The organism is Acetivibrio ethanolgignens (assembly GCF_001461035.1).
Lineage (GTDB): Bacteria > Bacillota > Clostridia > Lachnospirales > Lachnospiraceae > Velocimicrobium > Velocimicrobium ethanolgignens.
This window is the reverse complement of the sequence record NZ_LNAM01000101.1, coordinates 24,856-41,853: the sequence shown is the minus strand read 5'-3', so window position 1 is coordinate 41,853 and position 16,998 is coordinate 24,856. Positions and strand designations below refer to the sequence as shown.

General features: G+C 42.6%; 15 protein-coding genes and 1 other annotated feature. Of the genes, 2 read left to right on the top strand and 13 right to left on the bottom strand.

The window, feature by feature from the left end; translation table 11 throughout:
* Positions 1–121 precede the first annotated feature (121 nt).
* The 8 genes from rbr to proS form a co-directional block, all read right to left on the bottom strand.
* A complete protein-coding gene (gene rbr / locus ASU35_RS05560) occupies positions 122–2,167 on the bottom strand; it encodes a rubrerythrin (RefSeq protein ID WP_058352060.1) in 2,046 nt (681 codons plus the stop codon).
* A gap of 415 nt (positions 2,168–2,582) precedes the next feature.
* Positions 2,583–3,002, bottom strand: a complete 420-nt coding sequence (locus ASU35_RS05555) for a protease complex subunit PrcB family protein (protein ID WP_058352059.1) — start codon at positions 3,000–3,002, stop codon at positions 2,583–2,585.
* 51 nt (positions 3,003–3,053) lie between these two features.
* Complete coding sequence (locus ASU35_RS05550) at positions 3,054–4,790, bottom strand: phospho-sugar mutase (RefSeq protein ID WP_058352058.1); 1,737 nt, start codon at positions 4,788–4,790, stop codon at positions 3,054–3,056.
* 16 nt (positions 4,791–4,806) lie between these two features.
* Positions 4,807–6,213 (bottom strand): PEGA domain-containing protein, encoded by a 1,407-nt coding sequence (locus tag ASU35_RS05545; RefSeq protein WP_058352057.1) that lies wholly within the window; start codon positions 6,211–6,213, stop codon positions 4,807–4,809.
* 177 nt (positions 6,214–6,390) lie between these two features.
* Entirely contained in the window at positions 6,391–7,386 is a 996-nt protein-coding gene (locus ASU35_RS05540; protein ID WP_058352056.1) for a CotS family spore coat protein, read from the bottom strand.
* 37 nt (positions 7,387–7,423) lie between these two features.
* Complete coding sequence (locus ASU35_RS19155) at positions 7,424–7,561, bottom strand: hypothetical protein (RefSeq protein WP_156059363.1); 138 nt, start codon at positions 7,559–7,561, stop codon at positions 7,424–7,426.
* Between the two features lie 3 nt (positions 7,562–7,564).
* Positions 7,565–8,941, bottom strand: a complete 1,377-nt coding sequence (locus tag ASU35_RS05535) for a CCA tRNA nucleotidyltransferase (protein WP_058352055.1) — start codon at positions 8,939–8,941, stop codon at positions 7,565–7,567.
* 41 nt (positions 8,942–8,982) lie between these two features.
* The gene (gene proS, locus ASU35_RS05530; protein WP_058352054.1) at positions 8,983–10,425 is read right to left on the bottom strand and encodes a proline--tRNA ligase; all 1,443 of its coding nucleotides are present in this window, start codon (positions 10,423–10,425) and stop codon (positions 8,983–8,985) included.
* Positions 10,426–10,558: 133 nt separating this feature from the next.
* Positions 10,559–10,803, bottom strand: a binding site (T-box leader).
* 143 nt (positions 10,804–10,946) lie between these two features.
* Here proS and ASU35_RS05525 point away from each other — a divergent pair.
* The gene (locus ASU35_RS05525) at positions 10,947–11,723 is read left to right on the top strand and encodes a LiaF transmembrane domain-containing protein (protein WP_058352053.1); all 777 of its coding nucleotides are present in this window, start codon (positions 10,947–10,949) and stop codon (positions 11,721–11,723) included.
* Positions 11,720–12,667 carry a DUF4097 family beta strand repeat-containing protein gene (locus ASU35_RS05520; protein ID WP_058352052.1) on the top strand — a complete coding sequence of 316 codons (948 nt, stop codon included), beginning with the start codon at positions 11,720–11,722 and terminating at the stop codon, positions 12,665–12,667. Before ASU35_RS05525 ends, ASU35_RS05520 begins: the two co-directional genes overlap by 4 nt.
* On the opposite strand, the gene ytvI is transcribed toward ASU35_RS05520, so the two are convergent.
* From ytvI to ASU35_RS05495, 5 genes are all read right to left on the bottom strand, one after another.
* A complete protein-coding gene (gene ytvI, locus ASU35_RS05515) occupies positions 12,639–13,664 on the bottom strand; it encodes a sporulation integral membrane protein YtvI (RefSeq protein WP_058352051.1) in 1,026 nt (341 codons plus the stop codon). The two genes, ASU35_RS05520 and ytvI, sit on opposite strands and share 29 nt — an antisense overlap.
* A gap of 48 nt (positions 13,665–13,712) precedes the next feature.
* On the bottom strand, positions 13,713–14,432 hold the full coding sequence (locus ASU35_RS05510; RefSeq protein ID WP_058352050.1) for an RluA family pseudouridine synthase: 720 nt from the start codon (positions 14,430–14,432) through the stop codon (positions 13,713–13,715).
* A gap of 16 nt (positions 14,433–14,448) precedes the next feature.
* The gene (locus ASU35_RS05505; protein ID WP_058352049.1) at positions 14,449–14,778 is read right to left on the bottom strand and encodes an MmcQ/YjbR family DNA-binding protein; all 330 of its coding nucleotides are present in this window, start codon (positions 14,776–14,778) and stop codon (positions 14,449–14,451) included.
* 31 nt (positions 14,779–14,809) lie between these two features.
* The gene (locus ASU35_RS05500; protein WP_058352048.1) at positions 14,810–15,796 is read right to left on the bottom strand and encodes an Rpn family recombination-promoting nuclease/putative transposase; all 987 of its coding nucleotides are present in this window, start codon (positions 15,794–15,796) and stop codon (positions 14,810–14,812) included.
* Positions 15,797–16,154: 358 nt separating this feature from the next.
* Complete coding sequence (locus tag ASU35_RS05495; protein ID WP_058352047.1) at positions 16,155–16,976, bottom strand: BMP family ABC transporter substrate-binding protein; 822 nt, start codon at positions 16,974–16,976, stop codon at positions 16,155–16,157.
* Positions 16,977–16,998: the final 22 nt, after the last annotated feature.

The following is a 16,998-nucleotide window of genomic DNA, read 5'->3' as shown; positions in this document are numbered from 1 at the left end:
CTGTTACCAGAATAACACAAGAGACTGCTTTTCCCTGATTTACAGCGAAAAACAGTCTCTTTGATTTTTCAATAAAAATAATCTCTTCGCAGCCTGTCAGCTCATCTATTTTGCTACTACACTAGTAATTCTCCGCATGAACCTCGAAATAGCTTTGGGAATAGCTGCATACCTGACATACCTCTGGTGCTTTAGTTCCTACCACAATATGTCCACAGTTTCTGCACTCCCATACCTTTACCTCACTTTTAGCAAATACAGCCGCTGTTTCTACATTCTTCAGCAGTGCCCTATATCTCTCCTCGTGATGCTTCTCAACTGCACCTACCATACGGAATTTGGTAGCCAGTTCAGGGAAGCCCTCTTCCTCTGCAGTCTTTGCAAAGCCTTCGTACATATCTGTCCATTCATAATTCTCTCCAGCCGCGGCAGCTTCAAGATTATGAGCTGTATCTCCGATACCTCCCAGCTCTTGGAACCACAGCTTTGCATGCTCTCTCTCGTTTTCTGCAGTCTTAAGGAAAAGAGAAGCTATTTGCTCATAGCCTTCTTTTTTTGCCACAGCTGCAAAATAGGTATACTTATTCCTAGCCTCTGATTCTCCTGCAAAAGCAGCCTCAAGATTCTTTTCAGTCTGTGTTCCGGCGTATTTTCCATCTGCATTGCCCTCCTCTAGCTTTTCAAAAACAGTTACCGGCTGTTTACAGATTGGACACAGAAAATCTGCTGGAAGCTCCTCTGCCTCATGTACATAACCACATACCTTACATCTCCATTTTGCCATTTCTTTTTCTCCTTTCAACTGAATTGTCATACTTTTATCCTCATAGAATGTATGTAACATCTTTTCTGCCATTTCACTTAACGGCTTTCCATAGAACTCTTCATACAATTGTATAATCTCCGGGTTCTCATGACTCTTGCGGAGGGTCATTTTCTCGTCTTGGTCATATAAGCCTGCAATCCTGTCCTTACGAACCTGCTCTGCATCCTTCATTAAATCCTTAGGCTGGCCGCCTCCACCGATACAACCGCCAGGACAGGTCATTACTTCAATAAAATGATATTCTTTTTCTCCTTTCTTAACGCGTTCTATCATCTTACGGGCATTCGCTGTTCCATAAACAACCGCAACGTTAATCTCCATGTCTTTTATCTTTAGAGAAGCTTCCCGTATTCCATCATAGCCACGCACTGGCTCTAATTGAAATAATGGATCCGGTGCATTTTCTCCGGTAATGTATTCATATGCTGTCCTCACAGCTGCCTCCATCACGCCGCCGGTATTTCCAAAAATTACAGCAGCACCGGAGCCCTTTCCCATAAAACGGTCATAGGACGAATCCTCCAGACTATCAAAATCAAGTCCCTCTTCCTTTGCCCAAAGTGCAAGCTCCCTTGTTGTAATGACAAGGTCCATATCACGCAAATCAGGCTTTCCAAGATAGTCTGCAGCATCTCGCATCTCTTCTCTTCTGATTTCATATTTCTTGGCTGTACATGGTGTCAATGCTACGTTGACTATTTTATCAGGGTCTAATCCCATTTTCTTTGCAAAATACGTTTTTATTGTTGGTCCTTGCATACCAATTGGACTTTTTGCTGTCGATAAATTTGGCAAAAGCTCTGGATAATAAAGCTCTGTAAACTTTATCCACGCAGGACAGCAGCTGGTAAACTGCGGAAGAGGCTTATCCTTTTTTACGATTCTTTCAATCAGCTCACTTGCCTCTTCTACAATAGTAAGATCTGCTGCAAAGTTTGTGTCAAGGACATAGTCAACACCTAATTTTCGAAGAAGGCTAATCATTCTGCCTTCCACAAAGGAACCAGCAGACATACCAAATTCCTCTCCAATCGCAACCCTTACCGATGGTGACGTGCTCACAATTACGATTTTATCCGGATTCTTTACTGCTTCCCTGACAGCTCCATACTCATACCTCTCAGTAATGCTATTTGGTGGACAGACATTAGCACATTGTCCACATTGAATACAGACTGCCTTTCCCCCTGTCTGGTCAAAGGTATAGGTTCCATGTACACCAATCTTCTGCGTACAGACCTCTCTACACATACCACACTTGATACATTTGTCCTCCTTTCTTATAATACTTGGATTGCCTTCCTCAATTGGAACCCTGACATCTAAAGACATATGTTTCATTTATTGTACCTCCTTATCCTTTTCTTTAGTTAAGCCTTCTGTGGAGAAACAGCAATGAGTAAAAAGCCCAACTTTAGCTCTGACTGCCATCTCTCCAATCTCTTAGACTTGCTGATAAACTCTTTCTGGCTTTCCTTTCACTGCGTTCGATTCGGTCTTTGCAATTTGAATCACTTCGTTTTCCCATGAAAGATAGAATTCCTCTATGTATTAATTATAGCATAAAAACTTAGTAAAATCCATTTATTCTTGTGTAATTGGCTGAGAAGCACCTATAAAATATGTCTTTTTATGATATACAACAATCGTATCTGTTGGTGTATCTAATTTTGAGACGAACAAAGAAAAAGCCACTCCTGCTGCTTAGGCAATCAACCTGCAGAAGAAGTGGCTTTGTAATCATTTAGTCCTTTTTTTATTTGTAATAAATACCCTTATCACGAAACTCTGTTTTTATTACAATATACGGATAGCTTGGCTTTGGCGATATCGTCTGTTCCTTATCCGGTCCCAGCAGATTTGTTTCGACATAGACAGCCTCTGGAGTCTCCTCCAGCCGTTCTACCACGATACTGTAACCACCAGTCGGCTGCTCGCCATAGCCTGCCACCAGATACAAGTCTTCTCCATCGGCATAGCTGATTTGGAATTCACCTTCCTTTTTTTCCTCTATCATGCCCTTTAGCTCCTCCGGTATGGAAAGCTCTTCAACTATGGTATATTCTAGCCTTTCGCCTTTTTCTTCCTTCTGTTTTTTTAATCCGCAGCCAGTAAGAAGAACTCCCGTTGTAAGGAAAAGACCAGCTGTTAAAATCCACCGTATAAATTGTTTCATAAAATACTCCTAAATATTCTTTTGGTGTCATTTTATGAAAAAATGGAGTTTTTATACCAGCTCATTTACCATAGCTTCAATCCTCTTCATAAATCCTGCCGCTTTTTCTTCAGCATCTTCTAAGGAGGTTCCTACAATACCAAAGTAGAACTTAATCTTTGGTTCTGTACCGGAAGGTCTTACGCACAACCACGCATTGTTTTCCAGCTCATAATAGAGTACGTTAGAGGCTGGAAGGCCGGTTTTCGTTACCTCACCACTTACCATATCCTTTTTGGTATCCAGCTTATAATCCCTGGCTGCTAAAACCTTATAACCGCAAACCTCATCTGGTGTATTCTCTCTTAAGGTGTTCATAATATTCTGAATCTTCTGAAGTCCCTCGATACCGCTTAAGCCAATAGCCTTAACACCTTCCTTGTAGTAGCCGTACTTTTCATACATGGCAAGCATAGCATCCCAGAGAGTCATATTTTTTGTCTTATAATACGCGGCTGCTTCACAGAGTGCTGTTGTCGCTACGACTGCATCCTTATCTCGTGCATGGGTTCCGATAAGACAGCCATAGCTCTCTTCAAAGCCAAAGAGATACTCTCCCTTTCCACTGGTTTCAAAGCCTAAAATCTGCTGTCCGATATACTTAAAGCCGGTCAGCACCTCAATTAAACGGATACCATAGTGCTTTGCAATAGCTGCTGCCATATTAGAGGTAACGATGGTTTTAATCAGTACTCCATCTGCCGGAAGACTTCCATTAACCTCTTTTTTCTGTCCAATGACATAGTCTGCCAGAAGACTTCCTGACATATTACCAGTCAGAGGAATATAGCTTCCGCTCTTTGTATCCTTTACATAAACACCAAGACGGTCGGCATCCGGGTCTGTTGCCAGTACTAGGTCAGCATCCTTTTCCTTAGCAAGCTTCAGTGCCAGAGTAAAGGCCTCTAAAGCCTCCGGATTCGGATAGCTTACTGTTGGGAATTCCCCATCAGGAAGCTCTTGCTCCGGTACTACATAAACATGGGCAAAGCCCATTTCCTTCAGCATCCGGCGTACTGGAATGTTGCCGGTTCCATGAAGTGGTGTATAAACAATCTTTAAATTATCACGCTCTGCTTCAATACTGTCCCAATGAATGACCTGCTTTTTCAGTTCTTCGATGTATGTATCATCAATGTCTTTTCCTATTACCTGGTACAAGCCCGCTGTCTGGGCAGCTGCCTTGTCCATCGTTTTCACTGTATTATAATCGGTAACTGCCTTTACCTCATCCATGATACCACTATCATGAGGAGGAGTAATCTGAGCACCGTCCTCCCAGTACACCTTATAGCCGTTATACTCCGGTGGATTATGGCTGGCGGTAATGTTGATACCGGCTGCACAGCCTAATTTTCTTACTGCGTAGGAAAGCTCCGGAGTCGGTCTGAGGCTTTCAAATACATAAGCTTTGATTCCATTGGCACACAGACAGAGTGCCGCTTCATCTGCAAATTCCGGAGACATCCGTCGGGAATCATACGCAATCGCTACACCCTGTGCCTCCTTACCCTGCTTTTTAATATAATTTGCAAGTCCCTGGGTTGCCTTTCTTACAGTGTAGATGTTCATACGGTTTGTTCCTGCTCCGATGATGCCACGCAGTCCCGCAGTTCCAAACTCCAGGTTCGCATAAAAGCGTTCCCTGATTTCATTTTCGTCTGCTGCGATACCTCTGAGCTCATCCTTTGTGGCTTCGTCAAAATACGGGTTAGAAAGCCACTCCTCATACATTTTTTTGTAATCCATCCTATATCCTCCATTCTTAATTAGATTCTTTTTTCACCATATCCGGGAAGTTTAGGGTAACATCGCTTCCATCATCTGTTATCTCACAGCTATAGCTCCGGGTAAGGCAGCCCGTCTGGCTGAAGGTAATCACATGGTTGCCGATTTCCTTGGCAAAGGTAACCGGTACCACTCCCTTATAGGCACCATTCCAGTAAAGCTTTGCCCCCACCGGTGCTGAAATTGTAATTACATGGTCCTCATCCACCAGGGTTGTCCAAAAGCTGTTAGCACTGCTTTCCGTACTCTCTGAAGCTTCTTCTATATCAGAACTGTCACCTTCTGTACTATCCGGGCTGCTGTCAGTATCTGATGGCGTTATCGTTACACCATCTGTCGTACCTGACGTATCTGCTCCATCTATGGATAGGCTGACACAGATGACAGGAGTCTTTTCCTCTATAGTAAGTATTCCCTGGAAGGTTGTATAACCCTCCATTTCTACCCGGATTTCATAATCACCGTAGTTGAGCCTAAGCTTTTTACTGTAATCCGTTTCAATTCCATTGATATACAGCTTAGCTCCCTCCGGATCTATCATAAATACTGCTTTTCCAACTCTCTCTTCATCTACACGGAATTCTGACATATCAAGGGTATATTCCTCATTCCGCTTAATTGTCACTTCCTTTGTGCCGGTAAGCTCTCCATTTTCCATCTTTACCTTATAGGTACCTTCTCTGGCAGCTATCAGCATATCTTTTGTTACAGGCATTATAATACCATATCCGACTTCTATCGTACCTCCTAAAAAGGCATCATAATTTGCCAGACGGATATAGCCGTGCCCCTTTGTAATGATTACGGAATAGACCTGGTTGCCAATTCCCTTCATCATAAGCTCATCTCTGGCATTGATATCTATAAGACCCAGTTCCTCACCAGCTCCTGTGACAAATAAGTCTTTTTCATAATAATAAAGCTTCTGGGCTATCGTTACTCTCTGATTCGTCATGTCAAATTGAAAACGGTTAATACCACCGTATTCCCAGGCCTCTTTATTGATTTCTACTTTTGTGAGCTTATAGCTGGCCTGATAGTAATAAGCATTGACTAATTCACCTATCATAAGCCAGCTAATCAGCCGCTCCTTGTCATAACGGTCCACTACACGGGTGCCGCCGGTATAGGTAAGAGTTCTGTCAATATCTGCATCCGTATCATAAATAGTGATTGTGCCTTCAATTTCATCAATTTCCTTTACGATACCAAGTATTTTGGTATCATAGCCGTCCTTTATTTCCTCTTTGGCTGGCTGGCTTTCTATGGGAGCAGCCGGCTTACTGCTTTTTTTCGTTGTATTTGCAATGGCAATGGCTGCTGCAAAGATAATGATGATAACCATTCCCCCCAGGAACCAAAAGCCTTTCCCTTTTGTGGACATAGAACTCTCCTTCTCTTTCGGAGGCAGGCCTTAAAAAACCCTTCGCATTTTTTAAGCCTCGCTCCGCTCGGCAAATAGAGTTCACCAGAAAACGCAAATTTCATGCAAGCATGATTTACGTTTTCTGGTGAACTCTGCCTGCCTCTGCGTTATACGAACATTATACCCCAATTGGGGTTAAAAGGAAAGAGAAAACACGTCTTTTAGGAACATCTTTTTTTCATTCTCCAGTTCCCGTACTGCCTCCAGTTTTTCTACATCCTTAATGGCTATCCAGGATTTTTTGTTGTTGTAATAATGATTCAATATTTTCCAGTATTTCTCCGGATAGGATAGCAAAATCCCCAAAAGCTCCCACTGTATCTCAGACAGGGTCTTCTGTTTATTGTACTCCCGCAGCATCCGTTCTCCCATGGCTTGCTTCCATTCATTTTTTTCCATTACCTTCCTCATAAAATAATACAGATCCATAATCTGCAAGCCTATTCCGCCTTTATCAAAATTAAGGGTAGCAATTCCTCTGCTGGTAAATAAAAGATTATGATAGCTGTAGGAGCCATGCACTAGTGTCACATTTTTCTGTACCTCTTCCAAAAGCTTCTCCAAAGGAAATTTATTCATCTGCTCCAGCGTATTCTGTGCCTGCTCAAAAAAAGCCGGAAACGAATTTAAGATGTTAATTTCAAATTCATTTTTCTGCTTCTTGCTACGAATATAGCTATAAACCCTTTTCAGCTCCCGCGTACGCTTTTCCATCGTTTCTGCCAAGTGAAAGGCTTCGTTGCAGACGGGAGGCTCTAAGAGAGTTGTTTTTTCTAAAAAACGATGCAATCTTGCCAGATTGCCCGCTGCTGCCAGAAGGGCCTCTCGGTCTCGGGCACTGCACTCCTCACCCCGGTACCATTCCTTTAAAAGATACCGTTCTCCCATTGTATCCTCTGTCACCAGAAGTTCCTCCTTATTTCGTACCGGGCGGTCTGTCCTCGGATAACCACACATCATCAGAAAATCTGCCACCTGTTCCTCGTACCCCAGTCGGCGGTCACTTCCCTCTGCTTTTTTCAAAAGATAAAGATTTTCATCCGTTTCCAGCAAAAATCCACTCCTGATACGACTCATGCTATGTATATCTATATCATAATGGCTCAAAATCTCTTCAAATCGTTCCTCCAACCAAAAAACCTCCCGCACATAATATTCACTTTAAATATTATGTACGGGAGGCGTTTTTCATGCCTTTTTCTAATGGGCAACATAGCTGTGCTCCACGCCTTGCCTTCTTTTCTTCCTTATAACTATATGGCACCACCATATCAAAGGCCGCTTGATTATTAAATGCATCTGTCATAGCCTATACCTTCCCTCTATATTCCTCTGCCAATGAAAGTAATATCTCCTTCTCATTCTTTTCGGGATTCTTAAGCACCTGTGCCAGAAGTTCTGCTAGTATTTCTCCCAGTTCCTTTCCCGGTGCAAAACCATGCTTAATTAAATCCTTTCCATTCACCTGAAGCTCCTTCAAGCTCAAGCATTCTCCAGCCTCCCGGATCTCCTGGTAGATTTTTTCTGCCCTGGAAAGCTTTGAAAGCTTTTCCTTCCAGGTCTTCGGATTCTGCCCCAATATATCCGCTCTCTGTAAAAGAAACAAATCCTCCATCAAATCTGTACCAATTTTGCTGGCTGCCCTGCGCACCGCCACCGGCTTATCATCAAAGCAGTAATCGTGCCATTTTACCAGACGGGTTACCATATCAATCGTATAGTTATCAAATTTCAACCGACGCAGTATTTCTCTTGCCAGCCTGCTTCCGGTTTCATCGTGACCGTAAAAATGGTCAATTCCCTTTTCATCCCGGCTTTTCACCTGTGGCTTTCCACAGTCATGCAAAAATGCTGCCCAGCAAAGAATAGAATACCCTTTCTTATCCTCCTGATTTCCCTGCTCCTTCCAGATAGCCTGTACTGCCTCCAGCACCTTTATGGTATGACCGCCGACACTATAAATATGATGCGGATTATTCTGCTCTGTTATTGCCATAGCATCCCACTCCGGTAAAATCACCTGAGTCATCCCAGTTTCAAGGGCTGTCATCAAAAATCCCGGATTCTGCGAGGTCAAAAGCTTATCCAGCTCCACCCGGATTCGTTCGGCACTGATATTTTTCAAGGTCTCTGCCTTTTTGCAAATGGCCTTTTTTGTATCCTCATGAATAGAAAATCCTAGCTGCCCAGCAAACCGCACAGCCCGAAGCATTCTCAAGGCGTCCTCGTCAAAACGTTCCTCAGCTTCTCCAACACAGCGGATGATCCTCCGCTCCATATCTCCCATGCCATCAAAAGCATCAACAATCCCTGTTGCCGGATTATACGCCATAGCGTTAATCGTAAAATCGCGTCTTTTTAAATCTTCAATCAGATTTGTGGTAAATTCTACACTTTTTGGATGACGGCTGTCCTCGTATTCTCCATCAATCCGGTAGGTTGTAACCTCAAAGCCCTCTTTTTCCAGCATAACAGTAACAGTCCCGTGCTGGATTCCCGTGTCAATGGTCCGTTTAAACAGCTCCTTTACCTGCTCCGGCCGGGCCGAGGTGGTAATATCCCAGTCTCCCGGAATCCGGCCTAGAATCGTGTCACGGACACAGCCGCCGACGGCGTATGCTTCAAAGCCATGTTCCATAAGAGTAGTAATAATATATGCCACTTTATCCGGAATTTCCATTACCACCTCAAACCCACCTTTCTTTTTCTTATAGATTTACAATACTCTTAGTATGCCTTGCCCCAATATACCATGGTTTTAGCAGGCTTTCCGCAGCAGATACAGGTATTTGCAATCTGCTCTTGCTTCTCTGGAAATGGCATACAACGAGCAGTTGCAGAAGTGTCCTCTTTAATCTTATTTTCACAAGCCTCATCACCACACCACATAGCCTTTACAAAGCCCGGCTTTTCAGTGATGGTCTGCTTAAACTCTTCGTAATCAGTAGCCACGTAGGTATGTGTATCCCTATGAGCTCTTGCACGCTCCAGCATATCATTCTGCATTGTTTCCAGAATCTCAGAAAGCTTTTCATTTACCTCATTTAAGGATACAACCAGCTTTTCTCTGGTATCACGTCTTACAATCACACACTGGTTTGCCTCGATATCCTTTGGTCCCAACTCAATACGGACAGGAATACCACGCATCTCCTGTTCACTAAACTTCCAGCCAGGACTCTTGTCTGAATCATCTACTTTAACGCGGAAGTTAGAGGATAATACGCCCTTAAGTTCAGCTGCCTTTTCCAGAACGCCTTCCTTCTGCTGCATAATCGGAATAATCATAACCTGAGTAGGCGCAATTTTTGGAGGCAGTACCAGACCGGAATCGTCTCCGTGTACCATGATAATCGCCCCAATTAACCGGGTCGTCATACCCCAGGAGGTCTGGTGTACATATTTTAGCTTATTATCTCTATCGGTATACTGAATACCAAAGGCTTTTGCAAAACCATCACCAAAGTCGTGGCTTGTCCCGGACTGCAGTGCCTTACCATCGTGCATCAGTGCTTCAATCGTATAAGTTGCCTCTGCTCCTGCAAATTTTTCCTTATCTGTCTTTCTGCCGCGGATAACCGGTATCGCCAGAACCTCCTCACAGAAATCCGCATATACATTCAGCATAAGCTCTGTACGCTCCTTTGACTCCTCAGCAGTCGCATGAGCAGTATGTCCCTCCTGCCACAGGAACTCTCTGGAACGTAAAAATGGCCTGGTTTCCTTTTCCCAACGGACAACAGAACACCACTGGTTATAACATTTTGGCAGATCTCTGTAAGACTGAATCTCATTTGCGTAAAAATCGCAAAACAGTGTTTCGGAAGTAGGCCGAACGCAAAGTCTCTCCTGAAGCCTGCTTAAACCGCCATGGGTTACCCAGGCAACCTCAGGTGCAAAGCCCTCTACATGGTCCTTTTCCTTTTCCAGCAAACTTTCTGGAATAAACATTGGCATATATACATTCTCTACCCCTGTTTCCTTAAACCTTCTGTCCAGCTCCTTCTGGATATTTTCCCAAATAGCATAACCAGCCGGCTTAATTACCATACAGCCTTTTACGCTGGAATAATCAATCAATTCCGCCTTCTTCACCACATCGGTATACCATTGTGCGAAATCCTCTTCCATAGAAGTAATCTCTTCTACTAACTTCTTTTCCTGTGCCATAAAATGTAATCCTCCTTGTTTTTAAATAAACTTTTCCTAGAAGTCGAAATTCTCCTCCTGCATTTTTGCCCGGAGAGCTTTTTATTCGATAGGACGCACTTTTCCATCAAATAAAAAAATCGACCCCCCTGTAACAAGGGACCGAAAATCGGCGGTACCACCCTTATTAACTGTCCAAAGCAGTCTTTTGCTTTCCCAGTTCTCCTTTAGAACCTCCCAATGCGGGGATTCCTGTATGCGTTAACGCCGCAGCTACGCTATGCTTTCGCACAGAAGCTCCAAGGCAGGTTCCGAAAAGCCGCTGTAAGAATGTTCCACCTGTCATTCTCTCTCTTTAACAGCCCTTCTTTTCGTACTATCCCTTTTCATCGCTGTATCATATTGTTGATTTTAAGGGAATTTTTCACTATTGTCAAGCCAGATTATTACATTTGTCACATTATTTTCCTTGCAAATGTAACTAGGCTTTTCAGACTTTTTCTCCTATAATAAAGCCATCAAATAAATCAGGAGGTAATCATATGCGTTCACGTTTATCCAACATTTTGTGGGGTCTGTTCTTTATCCTTATCGGTATCGGCTTCGCAGGTAACGCTTTTAATCTTTGGGACTTTAATTTATTCTTTCCTGGCTGGTGGACCTTCTTTATTATTATTCCTTGTGGAATCTCCATCATCCAGAACGGGTTTCAGACCGGTACAAGCATCGGCCTTGTCATTGGTGTCATGCTTCTTTTATCACGCCAGGGCTTCTTTAACATGCGGCTTGTAGGCCAGTTGATTATTCCTGTTATTCTGGTTATTGTGGGTCTTGGTATCATGTTTGCCAATACCTTCCAGAAAACACCCAGGAACGGCCACTTCGGCCCCAACGGACAAAACTCTTCCGGAAGCTACGGAGGAGAAAGCTACACAGGTGCAAACAACTACACAGCAGGGAGCAACAGTGACTGGGAGCACAGTACCCATGCCAACGGAAGCGAAGCCTACACTTCCACCTTCGCCGCCCAGAATATAAATTTTGATAACGAGATTTTTCACGGTACAACTGCCAATGCCTATTTTGGTGCTGTAGACCTCCATTTGGAAAATGCCATTATCAATGAAAATGTAACTATTTATTGTAATACTACCTTTGGCGGTATCGAAATTTTTCTTCCGAACTACGTAAATGTAAAGGTTCAGAGCACTCCGGTTTTCGGCGGTGTAACTAACCGCAGACGTTACATGACAAGTCCGGATGCTCCTACCGTTTTTATTAACGCAACCTGTTTGTTTGGAGGTGTTGAAATAAAATGAATACTCAGCAGAAATTTGTCAAATATCTCGCAACAACCCTTGCCATCCTGTTAATTGCAGCTATTATCGGTGGCATTGTAACAAGTGTTTTATTCCTAACCGGTGTATATTCCCCAGACAGCCATTATCAGGGACACCATTCTGGCATCCTTATTACAGATTCCTTTGACAGCAGTAATAAGAACCGTGGCAGATATACTGCCACAGATTTTTCTGACCGTGAGCTTTCCTTCTCCGGTATTCAGAATATCAAGCTTGATGCTTCTATCTATTCTGTTTACTTAAAAAAAGATGATGTTAATGAAATTCAGGTAGAGCTTCATAATGTCTATAATGGTTATATCGTAAAGCAGGATGGAAATACCCTGATTCTGGAAGAGCCGAATAGCTTCAGAAATTTTTCCTTAAATAACCTGTTCGACCTTTTAGATAATGCCAATAAGCAACGTAACGCTTCTATCCATATTACCGTTCCACAGGACTTTACTGCAAAAGAAGTGGAGCTTAACGGCGGTGTGGGCAATATTGAGCTGGAAAAGCTGGCTATGGAACATCTGGATATTGATGCCGGAGTCGGCGATATTAAAGGATTCCAGGTCACTGCTTCTTCTGCTGATATTGACGGTGGTACCGGCAACATCAAATTTACCAGCTCAGCCTTTGGTAATGCGGAAATCGACTCCGGTGTAGGAAACGTCATTTTTAGCGGCACACTTCAAGGCCACACCTCTATTAACTGCGGTGTAGGCAATACCGAGCTTTCTCTTTCTGATTCTAGAGAAAACTACTATCTCTCCTTAGAGAAAGGCTTAGGCACAATGACCCTCAACGGAAACAAAATAAAATTTGACGATACCTATACCGAAAATCCGGGAGCTCCTTACTCTTTGGAGGTTAGTGGCGGTGTAGGCAATATCACCATAGACTTTGCAGACTCGTTTTAATAATAATCAGGGCGGCAGGTCCGAGAATAAACCCGAGAATACCAAACAGCTTAAGGCCAGCATACATGGCAATTATGGTAAATATGGGCTTTATTCCAATCCTGTCGCCTATTATTTTGCTCTCTATCAGCTGCCGCAGCACCTGGCAGATTACATAGCAGCTAAGGAGCACTGCTCCATGGAAAAGCTGTCCCTTAAAAACCTTAATAATACTCCATGGTATCAAAATGAGCCCACTGCCAATGGCCGGAAGGGCATCCAGTACTGCAATTACCGCACCAATCAGGAGACTATAGGGATTTCCTGTCAAGAAAATTCCAATTCCGCATACCAATATGGTAAATCCCATAATGATAAGCTGGGCCTTTCCATAGGCAAGACCGGTTTTAGAAAGCCTGGCCAGAACCCCTCTTCCCTTCTGATACCACACCGATTCTTCCCAGATAACCTTCAAGTCATCACTATCCCGCACAATCAGAAACGTCCCTAAAAATACAAGAAGCAAAATCCAGAGTGCCGAAAACAGCTTTCCTACACCAAATACCGTCTGTCTGGAAAGCTCCGGTAAAAGCCTTGTCCGAACCACGCCACCAGCCTGCTCCATCCCCAGCTCCATAAGTCTGTGGCATTCTCCTTTTTCAAGGCTGAAAAGCTCATCGCAATATCCACAAAATTCAGCTGCCTGAGTCTTAAAAAGCTGTTCGTAAACCGGGAAATCCCGTGCCAGTTTTCCGAGCTGGGAAAGTCCTAGCCGCCCCAGTCCAAGCACTAAAAACCCCAGGATACCAATCAGCATCGCAATTAAAAGTGTTCCTCCAATTCCCTTTGAAATATGGAGCCGTTTCTTTAAAAAGGTAACAGCAGGCAGAAGCATCCAGGCTATCAACCAGGAAAATAAAAAAGGAGCTACCAAAGGCAGCAGATATTTGAAGCCCAAATACACTGCTGCCGTAGTTCCTATCAAAATACAAATCTCCCGATATTCTCTTTTTTCCATGCAATCACCTCGACACTTTTCCTTTAGTATCTTCCGGTTGCCGGATTATTATTTATTTTTTTCCTTCAATACAAAAAACTCTGAAAATGGATATTTTTTCGGTATAGATTCAAAGGATAATTGCTTTCCCGTTATAGGATGATGAAAAGACAATTGCCAGGAATATAAGGCAATTTCTTTAAAACCAGCCCTTTCCTTTTCACCAGGATTATATTTTGTATCTCCCCAAATACCAGCCAAGTGTTGGGAAAGCTGTACCCGGATTTGATGATGACGTCCGGTAAAAAGTCGAACATTTAAAAGACTTAGACCTCTTTCTTCTTTATCCTTTACCGTCCCCAATACCTGATAGGAAAGCCTTGCCTTTTTAGCCTCTCCATCCTTCTCCCCTGCTATTATAGAAAGATTCCTCCGCCCATCCTTTTTCAGATAATCACAAAGTTCTGTATCCTTACCAATCTCATCAGAAAAATCACCGCATACCACAGCCAGATATTGTTTTTCCATCTGCCCGTTCTGTATCTGCCTACTTATCCCTGCCGCTGCCTTTGGTGTCTTTGCATATACCACAATGCCACCTACCGGCCTATCCAGACGATGCACAGCTGCTACATAAGGCACACCGCCCTCTGGCTCCTTTTCCCGCAGATAATTCTTGATTTTACTTATCATATCTATATCCTGAGTTCTATCGCTCTGGGATGGTACTCCGGCAGGCTTTTCGCATACAATAATATCCCTGTCTTCATAAAAAACAATAAGCTCCATGCTTCCTCCTCAAAATCTATTTTAATACCAAATCATAGCTCTCTTCTATCATTCTCTTAATTTTCTTCTTTGGAACTGTCCCATCTAATATTACTGTATTCCAGCGTTCCTGCTTCTGATGATAACCAGGTATAACCGCTTCATATCTACTTCTCCATAAATCCTTCCATTCGAGGTCAACCTTAATATTGATACACAAATTCCCGCCTTTTTCATAGATCCAAAGAAATACTTTTTTATTTTTCCGCACCCTTACCAGCTGCCAGTTATCATCATGAAAAGGAGCATCCTGATAGGTATCCGGAAAGGATAGTCCATATTTAATTACCCCTTCTCTTGTTCTCATTGTGCCACTCATTTCTTCGACAATTGAAAATTCAGAAATTTTCTCTCTTTAATTTCTCATAGACTCCTTCTACTGTATACACTGGCAGTTCAGAAATAATCTTAGCAATCTGCTCAATTAAGAATATATCCGTTTCCAGTTCCTCTGCAATTACTGTAACTGTCTTATTCTTTCCTATTTTTTTCTTGGTTTGAGAAATAACAGTAAAAAGCTCTCCTTGTTGAATTCCCTGCTGAATCCCCTGCTGAATTCCCTGCTGAATTCCCTGCTGAATCCCCTGCTGAATTCCCTGCTCAAGACCTTCCCGTAAAGCTGCTCTTTTATGAGCGTGAAGATCCTTTTCATACATTTCTCTGGCCTCACATTCCAGCTGCATCATTTCATCTTCATTTAATTCCTTTAAAACAGCAACAAATTCTCCACATTCCGGATGGTTCTTTTCAATCATGTCCAATTCCTCCCATGTTTGGGCCTTAAAAAGCTGAGCCCAGTGATAAATTTCCTTATGTTCCTCGTTACAGCCATTTTTTAGCTTATTTAATTCTATCACATAAATGGAGAGTTTGTCATCATAAGGTTGAAAGGTGGATGTATTTAAGAAACGATACTGAGAAAAAAAGTAAGGTTCATCCGCTGACAGATTAAAATCCAGAATACCGATATGTACCGTTGGATTAGCAGTTTCGTAATAATCCCCCCGGTTTAGTGAGGTAAAGCTCCGACACAGATAATAAAGAGAGCGTTCCGTCCAGCCCTCGATGCGGCTTACCTGCATTTCTATACCAATCTGCTCCCCATGATTAATACTAAGCCGGATATCCAGAATACACTGCTTTTCCTGAAGCCTTTCTCCAGGAATCAAGGGATTTAAAATCTGCAAATGAGTGATTTCCTCTGGCTTCCGATCCAGAACTGCAGCGAGAAAATGACGGCAGCTTTCCGTGGAACGTTGCAGGACAACATGAAACATGTAATCATTAGTTAACGGGTAACGAATTAGTGTCTTTTTTTCTTCCATAGGCAAAATCCTTTCTTTAAGTAAAAATTAGTTTGTAAAACTTCTGGAAAAAAAGCGGCGAACAGCCCGGTTAGCATCCAGAAATGAAAATAAGATAGGGAAATAATAAATATTTGAAATGAGAATATCATAAAAGCGTAAATCTGTCAACAGGTAGACGGTAGGACGAAAGAATTAATTTTTGGGTTGTAGCCTTGTTTTGGAGTTGTTAGTCATTATGACATCCTCCCACACTTACCCTCTCTACAAACGTGGTCCAGCTTCCTGGACACACTAAAGAAAAAAAAGACTGTCTGAGCGTGTCATGACATATTGTAACAACACTTCCAAACAGTCTCATTTTAGGTATTGCCTTAGATCATTTCATTGCATCTGAAACTTTCATCCTGATTTCTTGCGGTATTTGTTCAGAATAAACAGGTTCAAAAATTTCTTCTTTTATTCCAATACTGATATTATCGCCTTTCAGCTGATGAGACACAAACAACATATCCACACCGCTGTCTATCATCTGATTTGCAATTTTCCGTCCCAGATTGTCGTCCTTCCAGCTGTTCGTATAAGCACGAAAGGAAGACTCGAATGCAATCCCTCTTTTCTGAAGGAGTTCTTTCATATTCTCCTCATATACATCCAAAAGCTTCTCCATTGCCGAATTTGGGTATCCGGCGATCATTCCTATCTTTTCGTTCTCTTCGATATTAGCAGCAATAATAGATGCCAGATAGCTTGCTTCGTACTCTTTGATATTAATCAATGCAATATTACTATGTTCACACTTGTTTCCATTGATAATGCAAAATGTTGTATCTGGATATTTTGAGGCAACGATATTGACTGCCTCACTAAACTGCATACCAGATGCCAGAATGAGATCATAACCGTTATCTCCATATCGTTTGAGCATCATCTCAAATTCAGCTTCCTGAACATTGAATTCACATTTGATGTCTATTCCATATTTTTTCCGGCAGATTTGTACACCTTCATAATTCATGTCATTCCAACTCAAATCTCCAGTCTCACCGGGAAACAATACAACAATCTTACTGTCTTTTAGATTTTTTTCTGTATCTTTGTTGTTTCCACGACAGCCAACAATGTAAAGCCCTGCCAGCATCACGATAAACACGCTTAACACAAAATGTCTTCCAATATTCTTCTGCAGCCCATCCCACATCTTATCATACCCTCCTCAGACC